This window comes from Chryseolinea serpens (assembly GCF_900129725.1).
In the GTDB taxonomy this organism is placed as follows: Bacteria; Bacteroidota; Bacteroidia; order Cytophagales; family Cyclobacteriaceae; genus Chryseolinea; species Chryseolinea serpens.
Window position 1 is genome coordinate 285,172 of sequence record NZ_FQWQ01000001.1, and the last position, 19,241, is coordinate 304,412.

A 19,241-nucleotide genomic window follows, 5' to 3' on the forward strand; every position below is an offset into this window, starting at 1 on the left:
AAGAATCCGCCGGACGCGTCAACGGTGGGGCCGTCCGTTTGGTACTATGGGTTGTCGTAACCTGGTCTCCTGTTTCAGTGACTAGGTGGTCTGGTTTTGGGGTTTGTTGTTTTTTGATTGGCGAAACAATTCCGTGAGCACCAATCGCTCACCATCGCTTTGCTTTAAGGCGCTGTCGTACTGGCCGTCTTTCATAAGGGCTATGTAGGGCGCCTTTGAACTCAGTAGTTTGTCGATTTGTTGATCGTGGCTGGCCGACAATTCGATCTCATCTTTGTATAGGCAAGGGGCAAATAATTCATGGAGGCGGCTTATCGTAATTTTATCCGGCGGCTCTTCCAGCGAACCGGCGGGGGCGTAGGCGCTGTTGTTTGCCATCTGATCCAGGATAATTTGTTCGGTAACGGCTTCGTGCAGATTTACATACTCCGGTAGGGTGGTATATCTCGCTATGTCCGGGGCAAGCATGAAATTTGGAGGCAAGAGCGTGTCATCGCTAAAAAGCAGCACCTGTCGAGCAATGCCGATTGCCTTGTCGTAACGTAGCTTGTATTGGTCATTGTTTTCCACAATTGCGTTCACGATATCCTTCGGCTTTGCCATTCCCAGAAAGGCATTGGCGACATTTTCTTTCTTGCCAATAAAAACCAGTATGGCCGGCGAGCCGGTCCGCGCTGCGCCTGCGCTGAATGCCAACAACCGGGTGACCCACCAGGCGTCGCCGCTTTTTAAATTCAACACCGCCACTTCCTGATCGAATGTCGTCGCCAGGACTTTGACGATGTTCATCGCCGTTGAGTCTGTAATCAGCGCGCCGTCAACACCAATGTTGTCGGGCAAGCCGAACGACGCCCGCTTCACGGCCTGTGTATCCAGATTGATTTTACTAAAGTCGATCTTCACGCCCTTAATGTCGAGCACGGCACCTCTTCCTGAGAAGAAATCGAGGAGTAAAAGCACTACCGGCAGGAAGCTTATGCTCGCGACCACCAGGATCACGGTGCCTTGCGTGTTTTGCCACCCGGCATAGCGTTGCCCGATCATGAAAATGACCATAAAGACCAACCAAACCAAGGGAATGATGGCGAACGCCAAACCTTTGTTGTAGGGCCACAGCTTATCGTTTGAATCGGGCATGCGATGGTTGCTGTTGTTGGGTGAGGGCAGTAAGTCAATTTAAGCAAAGTGCTTTACTTCTTCAATACCTGAAAACCCTAAAAAACCGCTGGATAATACTTGAATGGCTACTGGTGGCGTAGTTTTTGTCGGCTAACTTTGTGGCAATGAAGACAGCCATCAAGGGAACCGAATCTTCACCACAGTCGTATGCGCGAATGGGTGGTGTGTTATATTTGATCATCATTATCGCCGGCTTGTTTGGGGAGTTTTTTGTCAGAGGGAAATTGTTCGTGCCCGGCGACGCCACGGCCACGGCCAATCAAATCGTTGCTTCTCCGTTGCTATGGCGCGTGGGCATTTGTGTTGACCTCGTCATGCAGGTGTGTGACATTCCCTTAATGGTGATCTTTTACGTGTTGCTCCGGCCGGTCAATAGAAATCTTGCCCTGCTTAATTTGCTGTTCAACTTAATACAGACGGCGGTGTTGGTGGCGAACAAACTAAATCTTTTGATGGCATTGTTTGTACTGGCCGACGCCCCTTATTTAAAATCTATCGATCCGACTCAACTCCACGCGCTGTCGTACATTTTTATTAAACTCCACGACCATGGCTTCGGCATCGGGCTCATCTTCTTCGGATTTGTGTGCCTGGTGGAAGGATATTTGATCTTCCGGTCGGGCTATTTTCCGAAGACGCTAGGTGTGTTGATGCAGGTGGCGGGCGTGTGCTATATCGTCAATACATTTACGTTGCTCCTGAACCCGCCATTGGCAAATCAGTTGTTCCCGTTTATCCTGATGCCTTGCTTTATCGCCGAACTGTCGCTTGGCTTGTGGCTGCTGGTGAAAGGTGTCGATTTGCCGAAGTGGCAGGAGCGGGTACAAGTAAGCTAATAAGGGAGTGCGAAACGTCTCAACACAGTCTCTCAGGGACTGTGGTGACCGAAGCGGCGGATGGATTGTCCCGGAAGGGTGAAGAGGAGAACCACCGGGTTCAACGGGATGGCTGGCCGCTGAATTTGTTGGTGAAGAACACCAACAAAGGCGGGTTAACGATACACCTCACTAATGGCTTTATCCAACGCCTCGATCATCTCAGAAACCAACGCAAAAGGATCATATGCCTTGCCGCGCACAGCCAGGGTCTCGACGGGTAGATAGCCTTTATAGCCGCCGTCTTTGATGATTTGGACCAACCGTTTATAGTCTGTCGGGACTTCGTTGCCGAGCCCGAAGACACTTTCTTTCACTTGCCAGTTGATCGCGTAGGGAACGACCGCTGCAATGTCTTTGTAAGGGTCGGCCGTCTTGAAACTTCCGGTGTCTACGATCAGGCCTGCCCATTGGGAGTTCACACCCTTCATGACATAGATGCATTGTTCGGCGGTTTGCAACATGTCGCCGTGGTTTTGGATGCCGATCTTGACGCCATACTGTTCTCCATAGGCGGCACACTCTTTAAAACAAGCGATCATCCAACCGGCCACTTCCGTCCATTTGTTTTCATAGCCGCTGGGGATCTCGCCGGCAAAGACGCGTACGATCGGCGCGCCCATTTTCGAGGCGGCCACAATCCAGTTCTTGGCCAACTGCACACCTTCAGCGCGCACCTTTGGGTCCGGAGAAGCAAAATTGTTTCGTATGCCTGTGCCACTGATGATCACTCCTAATTTGGCTGCGTGATCCTTGAACTTCTTTAAATACTCATCCGAAGGAACTTCGGGATAGGTTGGAAAGAAATAGGCGGTGGGATCGAGTGCCTTTATTTTTTTTGAGGCGCACCACTCCAGCAGGTTGAACAAGGTATAAACCTGTTGTTTGTCGCGGGCGGTGAGCAGATCGCTGAACGAGTAAGCGTTGAGGGAGGGAATAAGGGAGGGTCGTTTTTGTTGGCCGATGGCTTGAGTGAAAACCAGTTGGAAAAAGACGATGGTTGTCAGGAGGAACAGTTGGAATCGTGGGGCCATGGTGATTTCTGTTTAAGGGATGCGGATAGGTAATTTAGAAATCCGGGGTTCAAAAAGCAATCTCTGCTTTTTAGCGGGAAGTGGTGAATTCAGGCGGGCTGTTTCATGTGTCTGGCGGCTAACTTTTGTTGGTGGGACACCAACAAAATGGGCGTGGGGAAATAAAAAAGCCGTCTCAGAATTTTGAGACGGCTTGTTCAATATGCGGGTGTGGTTATGGATGCAGATGTCTGGCTACATCCTTTTTTAAGATCTAGCCAATTTTAATAGCCACTGTTTTGTTGGAATTGTTTGTTCACGTCGATGGTCGATTGGGGTATCGGGTAGGCACGACGGGTAGGGGGTGTGGCGGGCTTGGCGGTGAAGGGCGAGTCGAGCTTGCCGAAGCGGATCAACTGGGGACGGCGCTTCATTTCCCAGTAGAGCTCGAAGCCGAGTTCGCGGAGCAGGATGTCGGCGTCGAGCGTTGCAATGGCTTTGCCGGGTGCATTGGCGTAGAGCGCTTCGCGTGTTCTGCTGGTGCGCAGGATGTTGATGTCGGCCAAGGCTTCGGTGATCTGGCCTTTGCGGAAGTAGGCTTCGGCGCGCATGGTGTAAATACCACCCAGGCGGTAAAGCGGAACGTCTACGCCACTCACGCCGTTGTCGGGGCCGGATACGCCGGCGGGGTCAAATTCAAATTTGAAGATCCGCGCACCTTGGTTCAGCTGGTTGGAAGTCAGCACAGCCGCCGCCGGGTTGTCGAACGCCAGGTCGGGCGTGAAGTTCATCGGGGTGTTGGTGTTTTTTTCCATCACCAGGGGAAATACCGCGATGCGCGAGCCGTCCATGACAAATCCTCCTTTGTCGTTGAGCTTCGGACCGTATTGCTGGCCATAGATGATGCCGCGGTTGAAATGGAACCAGGGTTGGGTTGTTCCGGCCACGACGTCGCTGGCAGGCACGCTGGTGTCGGTGCCATCGTTCATGAACCACGTTCCATCACCGTATTGATACTTCCGCGAGAAGCGGGGATCGTCCTGGTTACCATCCCAGCTGTGAAAGAATTCGGTGGTCATACACGCTGCGTTGGTGCCGCGGTTCGCCGGTGACGGGCGTTGGTTGCGTTCCTGGTTCACATAGCCCAGGTCGTTATCGCCGGCCCGGAAGGCATCGATCTTTTGAACAATGGCAAAGATGTGCTCCGGTGCGCCGGAGTTGGTGATGTCAAAGTTCGAAAAATAGTTACTGGCCAATTGGAACTTGCTGTTGTTGATGAGCATCGAGGTGTAGTAGATCACACGGTCCATATCGTTCTGTCCCGTAGTGAGCGATGCTTCGGTGTATTTGAAGTCCGATGCAGCGTTGAAGCGATCTTTGAACACGGCGCGGTTCAAATACATGTCGGCCAGCAGGGCGTAGGCCGCTTCTTTTGTGAAGCGTCCGGTGTGGGTGGATTGTTCGCCCAGGGTAGCCAGGTTGGGGATGAGCGATTCCACCAGTGTGATGAGCTCGTCGATGCCTTCGGGTGCCTGCTTTGCGATGACGGGTGCATTGATATCCAGGGGATCGCGATAAGGCGCCTGGTTATACAGGTCGAACGTGTTGAACATGTAGAAGGCGTACAACCCTTGTGCTTCGGCGAGATACAACGCTTTCTTGTCTCCGTCGGAATTGGTGATCGTCTGGATGGCCGTCAGCGAACGGGAGATACCGTTGGTGAGGCGGTTCCACTGGTCGCTCGGGATGAGGCTGTTGGCTGTCCAGGTGAACTCGTGCATTTCGCGCCACTTGCCACCATCACCCCAATCGCTACCGCGTGTGGCCAGGACGGCAATGTCGGAGGCGTATTCCTGCATGGAGATCATGCCGGTGTTGTCGGTGAAGGTTGCGTCGCCGAGACGGTCATAGGCAGCAACCAGTGTGCTTTCCATGCTCGGGGCTTGACCACCCAACACTTCATCGCGTACCTCTTCGTTGAGGTCGGTACACGAGAAGGCGCTGAGCAGCAGCGTGGCGGTAATGATTTGTCCGGATTTGGATCTGAATATATTTTTAAAGTTCATGTCGTTAGATTTTTATGGATAGACCTACAGTGAATGTTCTGGCAGTGGGATAGCGAGGGTAGTCGATACCCAGCGACTGGTTACCACTGAGCGCTTTCGGGCTGTTGATCAGGGGATCGAAGCCGGTGTAGTTCGTGATCGTAAAGATGTTTTGGCCTGTCACATACAGGGTGGCGTTGTCAAGCCAATTGAGTTTTGCTGTTCTGAACGTATAGCCCAGGCGCGCGCTGTTCAACCGGAAGAAGTTGGAGCTCTCCATATACAAAGTGGAAAGGCGTGGCGGGTTGGTGATGTTAGCACCCGAATGGGCGTAGTCGCGGCTTGTATTCCGGTCCGAATTCAGGTTGTTCACGTTGATCGCACCCACCGCGGTGTTGTTGATGAGCGAGCCACCCGATTGGCCGATAAAGGAGAGCGACAAATCGAAATTGAGATATTTCAATTGCGAGTTGAGGCCGTACGAGAAAGTCGGCAGTGCACCGTGGAAGATCGAACGGTCGTTGTTGGTGATGACACCGTCGCCGTCCTTGTCTTTGAATTTATCCTTTCCGTTTTCATCAAAGCCATCGTGTTCCAGCAGGTAGAATGAACCGGCGGCATAGCCACTCTTGTAGATGTTGGCCCACACGTCGGTCAGACCGGTACCCGAAACAATACCGGAATAGATCTGCGATACAGGAAGGTCCTTGATCTCGTTGTGCAGCGTAGCACCGTTCACATCCACGGACCACGTGATCTTATTGGTGTTCAGGATCCGGTAGCCGAGCATCATTTCAACACCGGTGTTCACGATCTTGCCGTCGATGTTCACCCACACGTTCGGTGTAGGACTGAGCACGGGGGAGGGGATGTAGAGGATCGCATCGGTCGTGGTCTTATTGAAATAGTCGATGGTTCCATAGAGGCGATTGTCTAGGAAACCAAAATCAAGACCGAAGTCAGTTTGTGTAGACACTTCCCACTTCAGGTTCGGGTTGGGTGTACGCGTGATCGACAAACCGTTGACCAGCGCGAGGTCGCTGTTGAGGTAGTAACCGTCGGCGCCCGATAAGGAATAGCTGGCCTGCGTGATCTTGTTCTGCACGTCCTGGTTACCGGTCTGTCCCCAGCTTGCACGAAGTTTGCCGGTCGAAAGCCACGTCACGTTCGACATAAAATTCTCGTGAGTGAAATTCCAGCCCGCGGCGAACGAAGGGAAGTAACCGTATTTATTGTTTGTTCCAAAACGCGTGGAACCGTCAGCGCGCATGGAAGCGGTGAAAAGGTACTTGTCGTCGAATGAATAATTCACGCGACCGAAATAGGACTGAAGCTCATTCTCCTGGCTATAGCCGGTAGGCGGCAGGGGAGTGCCCTTGTAGCCGGGGTTATATTCGGGAGGAACACCCTGACCTTGTGCCGCGATGCCCGCTAAGCCCCAGGTGCCACCGGACCGGTCGAATTTCTGGTAGGAAAAACCACCCAGCACGTCAAACTTGTGTTTGCCCAAGGAAGTGTTATAGGTCAGGTAGTGCTCGAGCAGGGTGTTGGTCGACTCGGTATTGCTTTGTGAATAACGCCCGGTAGGATTGATGTCGATGATGTTGGGATAGAGCGTTGCGTTCCGCTCCCCTAAGGAGCGATCGATACCGACGTTCAATTTGTATTCCAGTCCTTTAACAATGCGGAAGGAAGTTTCAATGTTGCCGAGTACGCGCGTGGTCTTGGTCACATCGTCGTACAGGCTCAACAGGTAGGAGGGATTGTAGTAGGCGTTGGCTTTGAAGTTGGTGTAGGTGCCATCGGAGGCATATACCGGGTACGTGGGATTGGCCATCAGCATTTGGGTGATGATCTGTCCGTTGGAGCCGCCATCGTCGCTGGTAGGGATCGCACGGTCACGGGTCTGGCTGGCCGTGAGGTGCACGGCGATCTTCAAGCGTTCATCGTCCAGGAAAGACTCCGATGCGTTGATACGAGCCGAAAGGCGCGAGAAGTTGCTGTTCCCTACAATGCCTTGCTGCTCCATGCGGCCCAGCGACACGTAGTAGTTGCCGGAGTTGGTTTGCTTGGCGAACGACAACGACTGGTTGTTGCTCGCGGCTTTTCTCATGATCACATCCTGCCAGTCGGTGTTGCCTCCGTGATCGAAGTTGGGATCTTTGATGACACCGCGATATTCGTCGGCCGAAAGCAGGTCGAGTTTCTTAGACACGGTCGAGAAGCCCACATAGCTGTCGGCAGTCAACGTGCCTTTTCCCTTCGAGCCTTTTTTGGTGGTAATGATCACCACGCCGTTCGCACCTCGGGCGCCGTAGATGGCGGCAGCGGAAGCGTCTTTCAACACGTTGATCGACTCGATGTCGGTCGTGTTCAGAAAGTTGAGCGGGTTTTTGGCGGCCGATGCACCGAAGCCGATGTTGTCGCCGGTAGGGCTCGCGTTGTCGTTGGAGAGGGGCACACCGTCCACCACGAAGAGGGGCGTGCTGCCGCTGCGGATGGATCCGACACCCCGGATCACAACGTCCATCCCAGCCCCGGGTTCACCGCTGCTGTTCACGACGCGTACACCGGCGATCTTCCCCTGGATCAGGTTGTCGGCCGAGGTGTTGATACCCTGACGAAAATTCTCAGAGGTGAGTTGTGCTACCGACCCGGTAACATCCGATTTCTTTTGATCGCCATAACCAACGATCACCAGTTCCTCGAGGGTTGAAGCATCGGCTAACATTTTTACTTCCAGCGTTGCGCTGTTGATCGTGATCTCCTGGCTGGCATATCCCACAAACGAAACTACCAGCACACTGCCCATGTCGGCTTCGAGTGTGAATGCACCATCACTGTTGGTAACGGTACCGTTGTTGGTGCCTTTCACGACCACCGTGGCGCCGGGTAGGGGCGCACCGGTCTCATCCAATACTTTACCGCTGATGTTCGCGACAGCGGTCTCTGTGGCTACGGGCGTTCTTGTCTCGAAGCTGTCGGCCCGGGTGGCAAAACTGCACAGCCCCGCTACAGCTAAAAGGACAAGACCCTTTAGCGGGGGAAATGTAAATGTATTATGCATAGTTAAATTGTTGGTTTGTAGTTTTCTTAGGAATGCTTGAAGTGGATTTCTAGCTTGGCTCCGCCCAAAAGATGATGGCTTGAACGCTATCGATGGTTTAGGCTTTTGGGACACGGGCTAAAATTTCGACAAATGAATGAAACGAATGTGTTACGGAATTTAAAGCAATGTTGTGATTAAGTCAACAATGTTATGAAGAAGTAAACAAACGTGTGCATTGATCGGCTAGAAAAATAAAACGCGCCCATAGGGGATGAGTGGAGCCCTCAAAAAAAATAGTATAAAAATGTAAAAAAGTTGTAGGGGTGACGGTGGATAATTTACGTCCCCGTTTTTTTGTTATCCAGGCTGTGGGACAGACCCATCCGCGGTCGCAGGCTTTGTTTTAAAATTGAAATTGTAATTTAGTAACCCCAGCCTTTAGGCTGGAGGTTACGACTTACTATAGCGCCAGGGCTTTAGCCCTGAACCGGGATAGGGAGTATACCTGTAAAACGTAACGCTTGCTCCAAACGAAGCCTTCCAACTGAACGAACTGTGTTCTATCCATTCGTCAACCTATTGAATTCATTTGCAGTCAGTTTTAAGATTTGCACCAGCGCCATAACGACTATGGCTTTATCCCGCTATGGTGCTATTTAGCTTCGACGACCGGAACGGTCGGAGGTTTTCTTTTTAAAATCAGTGAACTAACAAACGCCACCACCAGCCCGATGGGCAGTACTTCAGCATAAGAAATCAAAACGACAAACACCGGACGCTTATACATCTCTCTGAACTGCTCCAATTCTTTCGCCTTGTCCGCCAACTCCGAAGCCGTGGCCCCGTTTCTAGTGGCTTGGTGGATGACATGTAAGGTGTACTTGTCCAAAAAGTCGGGGATCAACAGGTAGTAGTAAAACAGCCAAACCACCACATACATGGTCGAGCCCACAAAAGCAATCAACGCGCCCGTTTTAAACGCCCTGCCCAGGGAAATCACACCATAGAGTTCCTGGTTGCGGTAGTTCCGGATTCCAAAGAAGGTCAGTGAAAAAACAACGACCATGGCCGTGTAGCCTATCACATCGTTGCTTTCAAAATCCGGGTTGTTACAGATCACATTGACCATGTAGACCATGTGCCCGGTTATGATTGTTCCGAGGATCAATCCAAAAATGAAGACGTTTCGTTTCATGGTATCTTGTTTTTTAAACAAACCTACAATCCCGGGCACCGGGCGGCTTCATACTTAAGTACCAAAGTTTCCCGTCTTTGGCGAATTCATACCAAAGGATGAGTTTGCCTGGGGCGTGATTTTCAACCGGTTAGCTTTTTCAAGTGCCTGCGTCCTGTTTTTTACATCCATTTTTACAAACAGATTCGACACATGGGTTTTGATCGTGCTAAGGGAGAGGCTTAGTTTGTCCGCAATTTCCGCATTGGTGGAGCCTTGTGTCAGGAGTTGCAGTACTTCGTATTCGCGGGTGGTCAGGTTGAATTTCGCCAGCTCGGTTTCGTTAATGCTGGCATCAACGGGTTGGCTCAGGTAGATCTCCTTTTCGACAACGACGGTTTGTATTTTGGGTTTGATCAGCTGCCGGGCTACCCAGATTCCCAGGAGCGTAAAAAAAATGGCGATCAGACCAACATAAACATCCGACGCATTGTCCGTGATCAGGTACTTCCATTGAAGCCACTTGAGGGCAAACACCAGGAGGGCCATGAGCGCGCCGTACAAAACGATGTGGCGCAGTTTGTGGTATAGGTGTTTTAAGAAGGTCATTGCTTGTTGCAATTTCTGAAATGTCGTCTACAATTGCTACAGCATGACAGGGTTAATCGAGGGTCACGGCGTCGGCTAATCCAGTTTCCACCAAGGGCTGCAACAAAACCATTTCGATGTTGCGCCAAAAGGACAGCTTAGGCCCATCGTTGGAAAATCCTTCAATGGGAGGCTAATGTATAGATGAGTAAAGAATGTGCGCTAAACCTCTTTGGTCAGATCATAGATCTCCTGGATAGAGGAAAGTATTTTCGGGAAATCGATTTTCAGGTCGATCAACTTGCCTGTAGAAACATCAAAAACCCAGCCGTGGATCAATGGAGATTTATTCTTGATGTACGATTTTTGCCAGGTCGCCATTTTAATAACATTTATGCATTGTTCCTGCACATTTAGTTCGACCAGCCGGTTGTAGCGCTCATCAACGTTGGTAATTTGATTTAATTCATTTTTATGCAGCCGGTAAACGTCCCTGATATTTCGGAGCCAGGGGTTGAGCACACCCAGGTCTTTGCTTTGCATGGCCGCCTTCACACCGCCACAAAAATAATGGCCACACACCACAATGTGCTTAACCTTCAGATGCACCACGGCATACTCAACAACGGCCAGCGAGCTATTGTCATTGTTCGGGACCAGGTTGGCGATGTTCCGGTGCACGAACATTTGCCCGGGCTGGGTTCCCGTGAGTTCTTCGGCGCCCACACGGCTGTCGCTGCAACCGATATATAAGATTTCCGGTGCTTGTCCCTCCGCCAGATTTTTAAAGAAATCGGGGTGAGCCGCTTTTTTATTTGTGATCCACTTGCTGTTATTTTTGAAGATCTGGTGATATAATGCCATAAATTACAATGTGAGGCTCCAATAAATTGATTAAGTAATCCGCAATTATCGGGCGGGAAATGGTTTTTTCAAAATTGATACACCTAATTACGCCATGATTGTTCATCTCATTGACGGCACCTACGAGCTCTTCCGCCACTTCTACGGCCTGCGCAGCTTCAACAAAGGCAAGGACAAATCCTTTGGCGCCATGGCGGGTGTGTTGAATGGTGTGTTGCAGATGATCGACGAGGGAGCGACCCACGTGGGTGTCGCCACCGATCACGTGATCGAATCCTTTCGCAATGATCTTTGGCCCGACTATAAAACCGGCGAAGGCATGGAGCCGGCGCTGGTCAGGCAATTCCATCCCCTGGAGAAAGCCCTGGCATCGATGGGGGTGGTGGTATGGCCGATGGTGGAGCTGGAGGCAGACGATGCGCTGGCCTCTGCAGCGCACCTGGCGGCGGCCGATCCCCGCGTTTTGAAAGTTTGCATCTGGACACCCGATAAGGATCTCGCCCAATGCGTACGCGAAGACCGGGTCGTGCAGATCGATCGGCGGGCCAAAGCGATCCGGGACGCCAACGCGGTGCGCAAAAAGTTTGGTGTGCCTCCATCACTCATTCCCGATTTTCTCGCGCTTGTCGGCGACAGTGCCGATGGCTATCCCGGCATCACCGGCATCGGAAAGACCGGCGCGGCGCAGCTGTTGAACCAATATGGTCCCATCGAGGTTTTCCCGGAAAAGGTGCTGGCCGAACAACGCGAACAGGCCTTGCTGTTCAAACGCCTCGCCACGCTGAGGACCGATGCAACACTCTTTAGCGATGTCGATGAACTCCGTTGGCTTGGCCCCACAGCGGCTTTCGCTGAGCTCACGACAAAAATAGGGGAGCCTCGTTTGCTGGCCCGGGCGAACGCCTTAGCGGCGAAAGTGGCTTGATGACAATCAGGAAGATCAACGGCTTTGAGCGAGCCGATTTTTCGAAGCACATTTGCTGTGAAGGGGAAGCCGATGTTAGACGTCAGTGATACGGCTCGCGGTTGACCTGCGGTGAATTCTATTTTTTTAAGTATATGGAAAACCCCATACTGGAATCCTTTATACTATATTCCTTAAAATCGGTTTGCAAGATAAAGGCTTCAAATTCTTTTCGGGTGTAAGCCCCGTTCCGCTGGATCACACTGGCGATGGATGCGCTAATGCCCTTGAGTCCAAAATTGTTTACAAACGCTTTCATCGCTTCCCGCGAAGCATTCCGGTTCAAGTCCATGATCAAAGCGGTGCCGCCGGGTTTTAACACCCGGTTGAATTCATTCAAACACTTTATCGGTTCCTTGAAATTTTTAAAGGCCAGCACGCAAATAATGAAATTGAAGGTGCGGTCATGGAAAGGCATCGCCGACGCACTGCCTTGTAAGAAATCAACGGCAACACCGGCTTGCTTTGCGTTGTCGGAGGCGATGGTCACGCAGTCCTTGCTGATGTCCATGCCTGTGATCTTATATTTTCCCAACTTGGCTAGTTCAATGGAAAGATGGCCCGTCCCCGGGGCTACTTCCAGCACGGCATCGCCATCTTTGATATGCCGGGCTACCTCTTTTGCCTCCTCCTTTATTTCCCGGATCCGGTATTCGCGGGAAATCTTGTCGTAGTAATTCACTTGTGCGCCTTCCATCCCCAAATCCTTGAAGCGCCTGACAAATCTCATCATACTGCTTTTTTTGATTGGTGCTACGCGGTCTCTGTTGTCGGTTCGGTTTCGTTCCGGCAATATTTACGTTTGTCGAAAAGGTTTGTTGCCCATTCGTTCTGAGCGGTAAAAAAAGCTTTGTGCTTGCTCCCCAGTCTTGGGGGATGATTGTTAGTGGTGACTATCGTTTGACATGGTGTATGATCCATTGGGATATTTCATCCAATGCCTTTGGTGAAAATGTTTGCTCTATTTTCACGTATTCGTCAATCATTCCGGTATGGCATTCTTGAAACATGTGATTCAGACCCGGTAACTCTTTTACGCTAACGTCAGTATTTCCTCCCGACCTCAGCGCGCTTTCAATCGCCTGTAGATTTTCAACGGATGGTGCCTGAACGTCCTTATCGCCCGTAAGGGCAAGCACCGGGCATTTCACTTTCTCCAAAGTTGCTTTTGGATCATAGGTCAAAAAATATTTGAACCAAGGGCTTGTCAACATAGTGATCTGGCGTGAAATAAATTCGTCTTTCGTCATGCCGGCCGGTAACTGATCGGCCGGAATCTGATCTTTAGTTTCCAGGGCAAATTTCTGCAACGCGATGCTGAGGCTTTTTTCATCTTCCGAGTTGACGATTAGCCCCGTTAGCGTCTCCATGTATTTTTTTGATTTCTGAATCTCGCTTTCGGGCTTTCCCAGTTTCCGTTCAAGCAATTCTTGCCTTTTCGCTAACAGTTCGCCTCCTGGGATACCCGGTCCTGCCAGCATGACGATAAAACGGATGTCAGTTGATCTTGTCGCAACCATCGGCGCAATCATGGCGCCGTCACTATGGCCTATCAATCCGATATTTTCAGCATCAATCTCTTTTCTTGATTTCAGGAACTGAACAGCGCTCTCCACGTCAGTGGCAAAATCCAGCGAGGTGCCTGATGGGTAATCCCCGGTTGACTTTTCAAAACCGCGATCATCGTATCTGAGCACAGCAATTCCGAGGCGGGTCAGGTGATCGGCCAAGATGAAAAACGGTTTATGTCCTATCCATTCACTGTCCCTGTTTTGTGGTCCGTAGCCAGAGATGAGTATCACGGCCGGGTATTTTTGACTCGCATTATCGGGGACAGTCAGCGTGCCGGAAAGCGTGATATGAGCCGTCGCATTGTTGAAGGAAATTTCTTCGGCCCGGTAGGGAAATGGACCTGTCGGTTCTTGTGGCCGGTTTGGACGTCCTGAATTTTTCAAATAAAAGTAACCCGTCACGGCAACCACCAGGAGCACAACAGCGGTCAGAAGCAAAAATGTTTTTTTACGGGCGCCAGGGTACGCCGATTTCACTTTGTCCATTAGGCTAAGATAAACAATCTCCAGAATTGCCGGTTTTACGAATTAGCCTCTGATACAAAATTCACGGAAGTACTATCCGACAAACACCGGGAACGAAACAAAGAACTCGCTTCCTTCTCCCGGGCTGCTTTTCACGGAGATATCGCCGTTGTTTTCTTTCATGAGTTCTTTACACAACAGCAACCCAATGCCGGTGCCCTTCTCATTTTTCGTGCCGGCTTGTGTTTTTGATCGGTTCATGGTGAACAATTTCTCCTGGATATCGGCGGGCATCCCAATGCCTTGGTCTCGCACGGAAATCAATACGGTGTCTCCGTTCACCGCTGCCTTCACGGTGATGTCGCTGTTCGGATGACTGAATTTAATGCTGTTGGAAATCAGATTCCGGATCACGGTATCGATCGCCTGAAAATCGGCGTAGCCAAAAACCTCATCGCCTGTGGGATGAACCAGCCTTACGCCCTTGCTCTCAGCAATAGATTTATACAGGGAGATGTTCTTTTGAATCACCGTTGAAGTATTGAGCTTGTCGAAGGTCCACATCCTTTTCTTGGAGGTGGTCATGGACCATTCCAGGATGTTGTTGATCAATTCTGTGAGGTTGTCAAGCGACGTATCCACTTTCTTCTTGATGTCTTTTGTTTCATCGGCGGTCAGGCTGTCGGCGTGGTTGAACAAGAGATACGAAAGCCCTTTCAGTGAATTTAAAGGCGAACGCAGGTCGTGCGACAGGATGGAGAAGAACCGGTCCTTGTCCTTGTTGAGTTTGTCGAGATCATCTTTCTGTTGTTCGATCTCTTTGTTCTTGTTGGCGAGACTGTCGCGGGCCGTCTTGGTGGTGCGATAGGCATAGTAGATCAGCCCCAGGATCAGCAACAGGAACACAATGCTGCCCGACAGCGTGTAGGTGACGAGTGCGTTGTTTCTCGCCCTGGCCTCGTGAAGTTCCTTGTCTTTTTTGAGCAGGACGATTTCGCGTTCCTTTTCCTCTACGTTGAATTTTCCCTTGAGCTCCTCCAATGTAGCCTTATGGTTCTTGTTGTTCAGGCTGTCGGCCAGCTGGTTGTATATTTTTTGATAGGCAAGCGAAGATTTGTAATTCCCGGCGTGCTCGTCGAGCTCTGCAATGAGCTTGCTGCAGCGCGACATGGTAGACAGTTCGTTGATCTCTTTTGATATTTCAAAACCCCGTAATGCGAGTTTTCGCGCCTCGGCGAATTTTCCCTCACCCTGTTTCACCCGGGCCATGGCCAGGTAGTTCGGTCCCTGGACTTGCTTGTCGTTTGTGAGGCGATAGATGCTGTCGGCTTTTTTATAGTAACCCATCGCCTCATCCCAAGCCTGGTGGGTTTCGGCAATCGAGCCCAGGTTGGTGTAGCCTCTGGAAATGCCATAGAGATCTTTGCGCTTGATCTTGATATTCAGCGACTGGATAAAGTAGTCCTTGGCCGAAGCCTCATCTTTCATTTCCTGGTAGATGATGCCAATGTTATTGAGCGCATACGATTCTCCTTTTTCATCACCGGTTTGTTTGAAGATCTCCAGCGCTTGCTTGAAATAGTCGAGTGAATTTTTAAAGTCGCCCGAGTTCGCATAAATGATGCTGATGTCGTTGAGCGAATTGGCGATCTGAACGTTGTCGCCGATTTCACGATAGAGCTTGAGGGCATCGAACATGTGGCCGAGCGCCTCCACCTCTTTGTTCTGGTCGCGCTTGAGCCGTCCGATGTGGAGCATGGCGTCGGCACGGCCTTTCGTGTAGTTGATCCGTTCCGACTTTTCGAGTGATTCCAGTGCATACGCCATGGCGGAATCCATCTGGTAGCCCTCATAGGTCATCGCCAGGGTGAGCAGAATTCCAATTTCTGCCGTATCGGAAGCGGCCCGGCTAAGTTCTGATTTTAGTCGTTCAATTTTTTCCGCTTTCTGAGCGTGGACGGAAAAGGGGAGAAGGGCGGCCAAAAGCCAAACGGCAAAAATAACAGGGTTTCGCATCATGATCTCTGGTCTGGGTACGGCGAATAGAACGTTGCAGTAAATATAATTCAATAATCATGTTCGTCATCTGTTTTTGCCACTTTGAATTGAGAGTGCCTTGCTGGAAGGAAATGTAGGCAGACCGTTCATCACATAAAAAAGGTGGCCCGTTGCCAGGCCACCTCTAAACATTTTTTCAAATACGATCCTGACATCACGCCAGATCAAAACGATCCAGGTTCATCACCTTCGCCCAAGCCGCTACAAAGTCCTGTACGAACTTCTCGCCCGAATCCTGACATCCATAAACTTCCGCGATGGCGCGCAGTTCTGAGTTAGAGCCAAAGATGAGATCCACACGTGTGCCGGTCCACTGCACTTTGCCCGTCTTGCGATCACGCGCTTCAAACACGTTTTTAGAGGTCGAAGAGGCATTCCAGGTGATGCCAAAATCAAGCAGGTTCACAAAGAAGTCGTTGGTAAGGGTTTCCGGGCGCTTGGTGAACACGCCGTGTTGGGAATGATCGTAGTTTGTGTTCAGCACGCGCAGGCCACCCACCAGGACGGTCATCTCCGGAGCGGTCAGCGTCAGCAATTGTGACTTGTCGACCAGCAATTCCTCGGCCGAGGCAACGTGTTTTTCCTTCAGGTAATTGCGGAATCCGTCGGCCGCCGGCTCGAGCACTTCAAAAGATTCTACGTCGGTTTGTTCTTGCAATGCATCAACACGCCCCGGCGTGAAGGGTACCGTCACCGTGTGACCGGCATTTTTCGCGGCCTTCTCAACACCCGCGCATCCGGCGAGCACGATCACGTCGGCAAGAGAAACCTTCTTGCCACCCGACTGCGCACCGTTGAAGTCCTTTTGGATGCCTTCCAGCGTTTTGAGCACCATCGCCAATTGGGCAGGGTCATTAACTTCCCAATCCTTCTGTGGCGCGAGACGAATGCGCGCGCCATTGGCACCGCCGCGTTTATCCGAGCCACGGAACGTCGATGCCGACGCCCAGGCTGTAGATACCAGTTGCGATACCGTCAGCCCCGAGGCCAGTATTTTGGTTTTTAGTGTAGCGATGTCGTTGGCATCGATCGGTTTGTGTGTGACTGCCGGAAGCGGGTCTTGCCAGATCAACACTTCTGCGGGCACTTCCGGTCCGAGGTAGCGGGCGCGGGGTCCCATGTCGCGGTGCGTAAGCTTATACCACGCGCGTGCGAAAGCGTCGGCGAACTCGGCGGGGTTTTCGAAAAAACGTTTGGAGATCGGGCCATAGATCGGGTCCACGCGCAAGGCTAGGTCCGTGGTGAGCATCGTGGGGGCATGTCGCTTCGACTTGTCGTGCGCATCCGGTACGGTATCTGCACCGGCGCCGCCCTTCGGTTTCCACTGGAATGCACCGGCGGGACTTTTTGCCAATTCCCATTCGAACCCAAATAGGTTCTCGAAGAAGTTGTTACTCCATTTGGTGGGCGTGGTGGTCCAGGCGCCTTCCAGGCCGCTGGTGATGGTGTGAACACCATTTCCAGTGCCGAACGAATTTTTCCAGCCGGTGCTTTGCTCTTCGATGCTTGCTCCTGCGGGTTCTACGGCAACATATTTTTCGGCATCAGCTGCGCCGTGCGTTTTACCAAAGGTGTGGCCACCGGCAATAAGGGCGACGGTTTCTTCGTCGTTCATCGCCATCCGGCCAAAGGTCTCGCGAATGTCGCGTGCGGCGGCTACCGGATCGGGTTTTCCATTGGGGCCTTGTGGATTCACATAGATGAGCCCCATCTGAACGGCGCCAAGCGGATTTTCAAGCTCGCGCACGCCCGTATAACGATTGTCTCCCAGCCAGGTGGTCTCCGAACCCCAATACACTTCTTCCTGTGGTTCCCAGACATCTTCGCGGCCGCCGGCAAAACCGAAGGTCTTGAAGCCCATGGATTCGAGCGCGCAGTTGCCGGCAAGCACCATCAGGTCGGCCCACGAAAGTTTCTTGCCGTATTTCTGTTTGATGGGCCAGAGCAGCAAACGGGCCTTGTCGAGGTTGGCATTGTCGGGCCAGCTGTTGAGCGGCGCGAAGCGTTGCTGTCCCGCCCCGGCACCCCCACGACCGTCGCCGACGCGATACGTACCGGCACTGTGCCAGGCCATCCGGATGAACAGGGGACCATAGTGACCGTAATCGGCAGGCCACCAGTCCTGCGATGTGGTCATCAGTTCAAAGATGTCTTTCTTTACGGCAGCCAGGTCGAGCGATTTGAATTCTTTCGCGTAATTGAACGCCTTGTCCATGGGGTTGGACAAAGAAGACTGTTGACGAAGAATGTTCAACTTCAACTGGTTGGGCCACCAGTCGCGGGTTCTCGTTCCCCCGCCAGCGGTTTTCTGGAGTGCTCCACCATGAAACGGACACTTGGCTTCGCTGTCGTTGACATTCAATACTTTCGATGTAGTCGATGTTCTGTTTTCCATTGCTTTATGTAGGGTTGTTTTTAGAATCCGAACAATATTACCACCCCATGGGGCATAAATCAAATCGATGGTTTTTATTGGCATATAGGTTCTATCTATGGTCCCCGCATAGTCCGTCCCCGCATAGTCTCCTGTCTCAGGGACCATGCGGACTAAGAGGCAAGCCACATTACGTATTGTGAAACTTCAAAGCAGCGAAGTCCCCGAGGCGGGAGACTTCGCTGCGACGATGAACGCGATGCCGCTGTAGGCGAGGGCAATGCCGGCGCTGGTGATCTCGCTCGCCAGGTAAGGCAGGGGAGATACGACGATCCTGGGGATGTGGAGAATCACGAACCATGTTAAAATCATCGCGCCTAAAAGGGTGGCGGCCAGTTTGCGTTTTATGTTCAGAATAATAGCAATGCCCGAGGCGAGTAGTGCCAGGCCGGTGAAATAGATCCAGAACACGTGGGCGGGCACCCACGATGGAACGTAGTCTGCTGCCTCGTTGGCATAAAGAAAATGATCGAAGCTAAAACTGATGATGGTTATGGCAAACAGCATGGACCCGAAAGGAATGGGCTTCGCCAGGAACCGGAAGAGTGGGCTTTCACCTTTTTGCGGGTAGCCGCCGGCGATGACATAGGCGCCACTGCACAAGGCCAGTTCTTTTGCGGCATTCTCCCAATCTCCAAAATGCATGTAGTTTGGGCTGACCATAAGTTGATAGGGGATAAAGTAAAAACAGAAGATCAACAGCAGCACACTTCCCAGCAGGAGCGCAGCGGGCCGGGTCTTTTTTTCAAACACGATGCAAGCTCCAGCCAAAACCAGCAGGATGCCGGAAACCGCGGCGATCACGGCCAGGCCGGGCATCCCGGAATGTTTTGGAGGCAAGAGCATGTAGGGGAAATCATGATAGTAGAGCACATGTAACCCCATCTCCATGATGACGATGCCATAGAAAATGCGGCCGAGGTTCAATAGTGTTCCCATACGATCCGATGGTTTTATTGAGT

General features: G+C 51.6%; 14 protein-coding genes. 2 read left to right on the plus strand and 12 right to left on the minus strand.

The features are described 5' to 3' along the window. Positions 1-81: 81 nt before the first annotated feature. Positions 82-1,137 (minus strand): hypothetical protein, encoded by a 1,056-nt coding sequence (locus BUB30_RS01075; RefSeq protein WP_073130090.1) that lies wholly within the window; start codon positions 1,135-1,137, stop codon positions 82-84. A gap of 146 nt (positions 1,138-1,283) precedes the next feature. Between BUB30_RS01075 and BUB30_RS01080 the strand changes: the two genes are divergently transcribed. Next, complete coding sequence (locus BUB30_RS01080; protein ID WP_073130093.1) at positions 1,284-2,015, plus strand: DUF4386 domain-containing protein; 732 nt, start codon at positions 1,284-1,286, stop codon at positions 2,013-2,015. A gap of 155 nt (positions 2,016-2,170) precedes the next feature. Here BUB30_RS01080 and BUB30_RS01085 read toward each other — a convergent pair whose 3' ends face one another. The 6 genes from BUB30_RS01085 to BUB30_RS01110 all read right to left on the minus strand — a co-directional run bounded on the left by BUB30_RS01085 (position 2,171) and on the right by BUB30_RS01110 (position 10,787). Further along, complete coding sequence (locus tag BUB30_RS01085) at positions 2,171-3,088, minus strand: sugar phosphate isomerase/epimerase family protein (protein WP_073130096.1); 918 nt, start codon at positions 3,086-3,088, stop codon at positions 2,171-2,173. A 263-nt stretch (positions 3,089-3,351) separates the two neighbouring features. Further along, positions 3,352-5,133, minus strand: coding sequence for a RagB/SusD family nutrient uptake outer membrane protein (locus BUB30_RS01090; protein ID WP_073130099.1), 1,782 nt, complete (start codon positions 5,131-5,133; stop codon positions 3,352-3,354). Positions 5,134-5,137: 4 nt separating this feature from the next. Beyond that, positions 5,138-8,179 carry a SusC/RagA family TonB-linked outer membrane protein gene (locus BUB30_RS01095; RefSeq protein ID WP_073130101.1) on the minus strand — a complete coding sequence of 1,014 codons (3,042 nt, stop codon included), beginning with the start codon at positions 8,177-8,179 and terminating at the stop codon, positions 5,138-5,140. 634 nt (positions 8,180-8,813) lie between these two features. Continuing rightward, complete coding sequence (locus BUB30_RS01100) at positions 8,814-9,356, minus strand: DUF4199 domain-containing protein (protein ID WP_073134615.1); 543 nt, start codon at positions 9,354-9,356, stop codon at positions 8,814-8,816. Between the two features lie 54 nt (positions 9,357-9,410). Next, positions 9,411-9,944, minus strand: a complete 534-nt coding sequence (locus BUB30_RS01105) for a response regulator transcription factor (RefSeq protein ID WP_073130104.1) — start codon at positions 9,942-9,944, stop codon at positions 9,411-9,413. A gap of 201 nt (positions 9,945-10,145) precedes the next feature. Next, positions 10,146-10,787: a carbonic anhydrase gene (locus BUB30_RS01110; protein ID WP_073130107.1), complete on the minus strand. Its 642-nt coding sequence runs from the start codon at positions 10,785-10,787 to the stop codon at positions 10,146-10,148. A gap of 94 nt (positions 10,788-10,881) precedes the next feature. Between BUB30_RS01110 and BUB30_RS01115 the strand changes: the two genes are divergently transcribed. Beyond that, complete coding sequence (locus BUB30_RS01115) at positions 10,882-11,712, plus strand: 5'-3' exonuclease (RefSeq protein ID WP_073130110.1); 831 nt, start codon at positions 10,882-10,884, stop codon at positions 11,710-11,712. A 118-nt stretch (positions 11,713-11,830) separates the two neighbouring features. Here BUB30_RS01115 and BUB30_RS01120 read toward each other — a convergent pair whose 3' ends face one another. The 5 genes from BUB30_RS01120 to BUB30_RS01140 all read right to left on the minus strand — a co-directional run bounded on the left by BUB30_RS01120 (position 11,831) and on the right by BUB30_RS01140 (position 19,218). Next, entirely contained in the window at positions 11,831-12,484 is a 654-nt protein-coding gene (locus BUB30_RS01120) for a class I SAM-dependent methyltransferase (protein WP_073134618.1), read from the minus strand. A gap of 160 nt (positions 12,485-12,644) precedes the next feature. Next, positions 12,645-13,808, minus strand: coding sequence for an alpha/beta hydrolase family protein (locus BUB30_RS01125; RefSeq protein ID WP_084137827.1), 1,164 nt, complete (start codon positions 13,806-13,808; stop codon positions 12,645-12,647). A 72-nt stretch (positions 13,809-13,880) separates the two neighbouring features. Beyond that, complete coding sequence (locus tag BUB30_RS01130; protein WP_073130113.1) at positions 13,881-15,806, minus strand: tetratricopeptide repeat-containing sensor histidine kinase; 1,926 nt, start codon at positions 15,804-15,806, stop codon at positions 13,881-13,883. 193 nt (positions 15,807-15,999) lie between these two features. Then, a complete protein-coding gene (katG, locus tag BUB30_RS01135; RefSeq protein WP_073130116.1) occupies positions 16,000-18,240 on the minus strand; it encodes a catalase/peroxidase HPI in 2,241 nt (746 codons plus the stop codon). Positions 18,241-18,426: 186 nt separating this feature from the next. Continuing rightward, positions 18,427-19,218: a DoxX family membrane protein gene (locus BUB30_RS01140; RefSeq protein WP_073130119.1), complete on the minus strand. Its 792-nt coding sequence runs from the start codon at positions 19,216-19,218 to the stop codon at positions 18,427-18,429. Positions 19,219-19,241: the final 23 nt, after the last annotated feature.

What these genes read in the sequence shown, in the direction of transcription:
- BUB30_RS01080 (WP_073130093.1), top strand. Translation starts at nt 1,284, where the DNA reads ATGAAGACAGCCATCAAGGGAACCGAATCTTCACCACAGTCGTATGCG.
- BUB30_RS01125 (WP_084137827.1), bottom strand. Translation starts at nt 13,808, where the DNA reads ATGGACAAAGTGAAATCGGCGTACCCTGGCGCCCGTAAAAAAACATTT.
- BUB30_RS01105 (WP_073130104.1), bottom strand. Translation starts at nt 9,944, where the DNA reads ATGACCTTCTTAAAACACCTATACCACAAACTGCGCCACATCGTTTTG.
- katG (WP_073130116.1), bottom strand. Translation starts at nt 18,240, where the DNA reads ATGGAAAACAGAACATCGACTACATCGAAAGTATTGAATGTCAACGAC.
- BUB30_RS01085 (WP_073130096.1), bottom strand. Translation starts at nt 3,088, where the DNA reads ATGGCCCCACGATTCCAACTGTTCCTCCTGACAACCATCGTCTTTTTC.
- BUB30_RS01115 (WP_073130110.1), top strand. Translation starts at nt 10,882, where the DNA reads ATGATTGTTCATCTCATTGACGGCACCTACGAGCTCTTCCGCCACTTC.
- BUB30_RS01140 (WP_073130119.1), bottom strand. Translation starts at nt 19,218, where the DNA reads ATGGGAACACTATTGAACCTCGGCCGCATTTTCTATGGCATCGTCATC.
- BUB30_RS01075 (WP_073130090.1), bottom strand. Translation starts at nt 1,137, where the DNA reads ATGCCCGATTCAAACGATAAGCTGTGGCCCTACAACAAAGGTTTGGCG.
- BUB30_RS01110 (WP_073130107.1), bottom strand. Translation starts at nt 10,787, where the DNA reads ATGGCATTATATCACCAGATCTTCAAAAATAACAGCAAGTGGATCACA.
- BUB30_RS01090 (WP_073130099.1), bottom strand. Translation starts at nt 5,133, where the DNA reads ATGAACTTTAAAAATATATTCAGATCCAAATCCGGACAAATCATTACC.
- BUB30_RS01120 (WP_073134618.1), bottom strand. Translation starts at nt 12,484, where the DNA reads ATGATGAGATTTGTCAGGCGCTTCAAGGATTTGGGGATGGAAGGCGCA.
- BUB30_RS01095 (WP_073130101.1), bottom strand. Translation starts at nt 8,179, where the DNA reads ATGCATAATACATTTACATTTCCCCCGCTAAAGGGTCTTGTCCTTTTA.
- BUB30_RS01130 (WP_073130113.1), bottom strand. Translation starts at nt 15,806, where the DNA reads ATGATGCGAAACCCTGTTATTTTTGCCGTTTGGCTTTTGGCCGCCCTT.
- BUB30_RS01100 (WP_073134615.1), bottom strand. Translation starts at nt 9,356, where the DNA reads ATGAAACGAAACGTCTTCATTTTTGGATTGATCCTCGGAACAATCATA.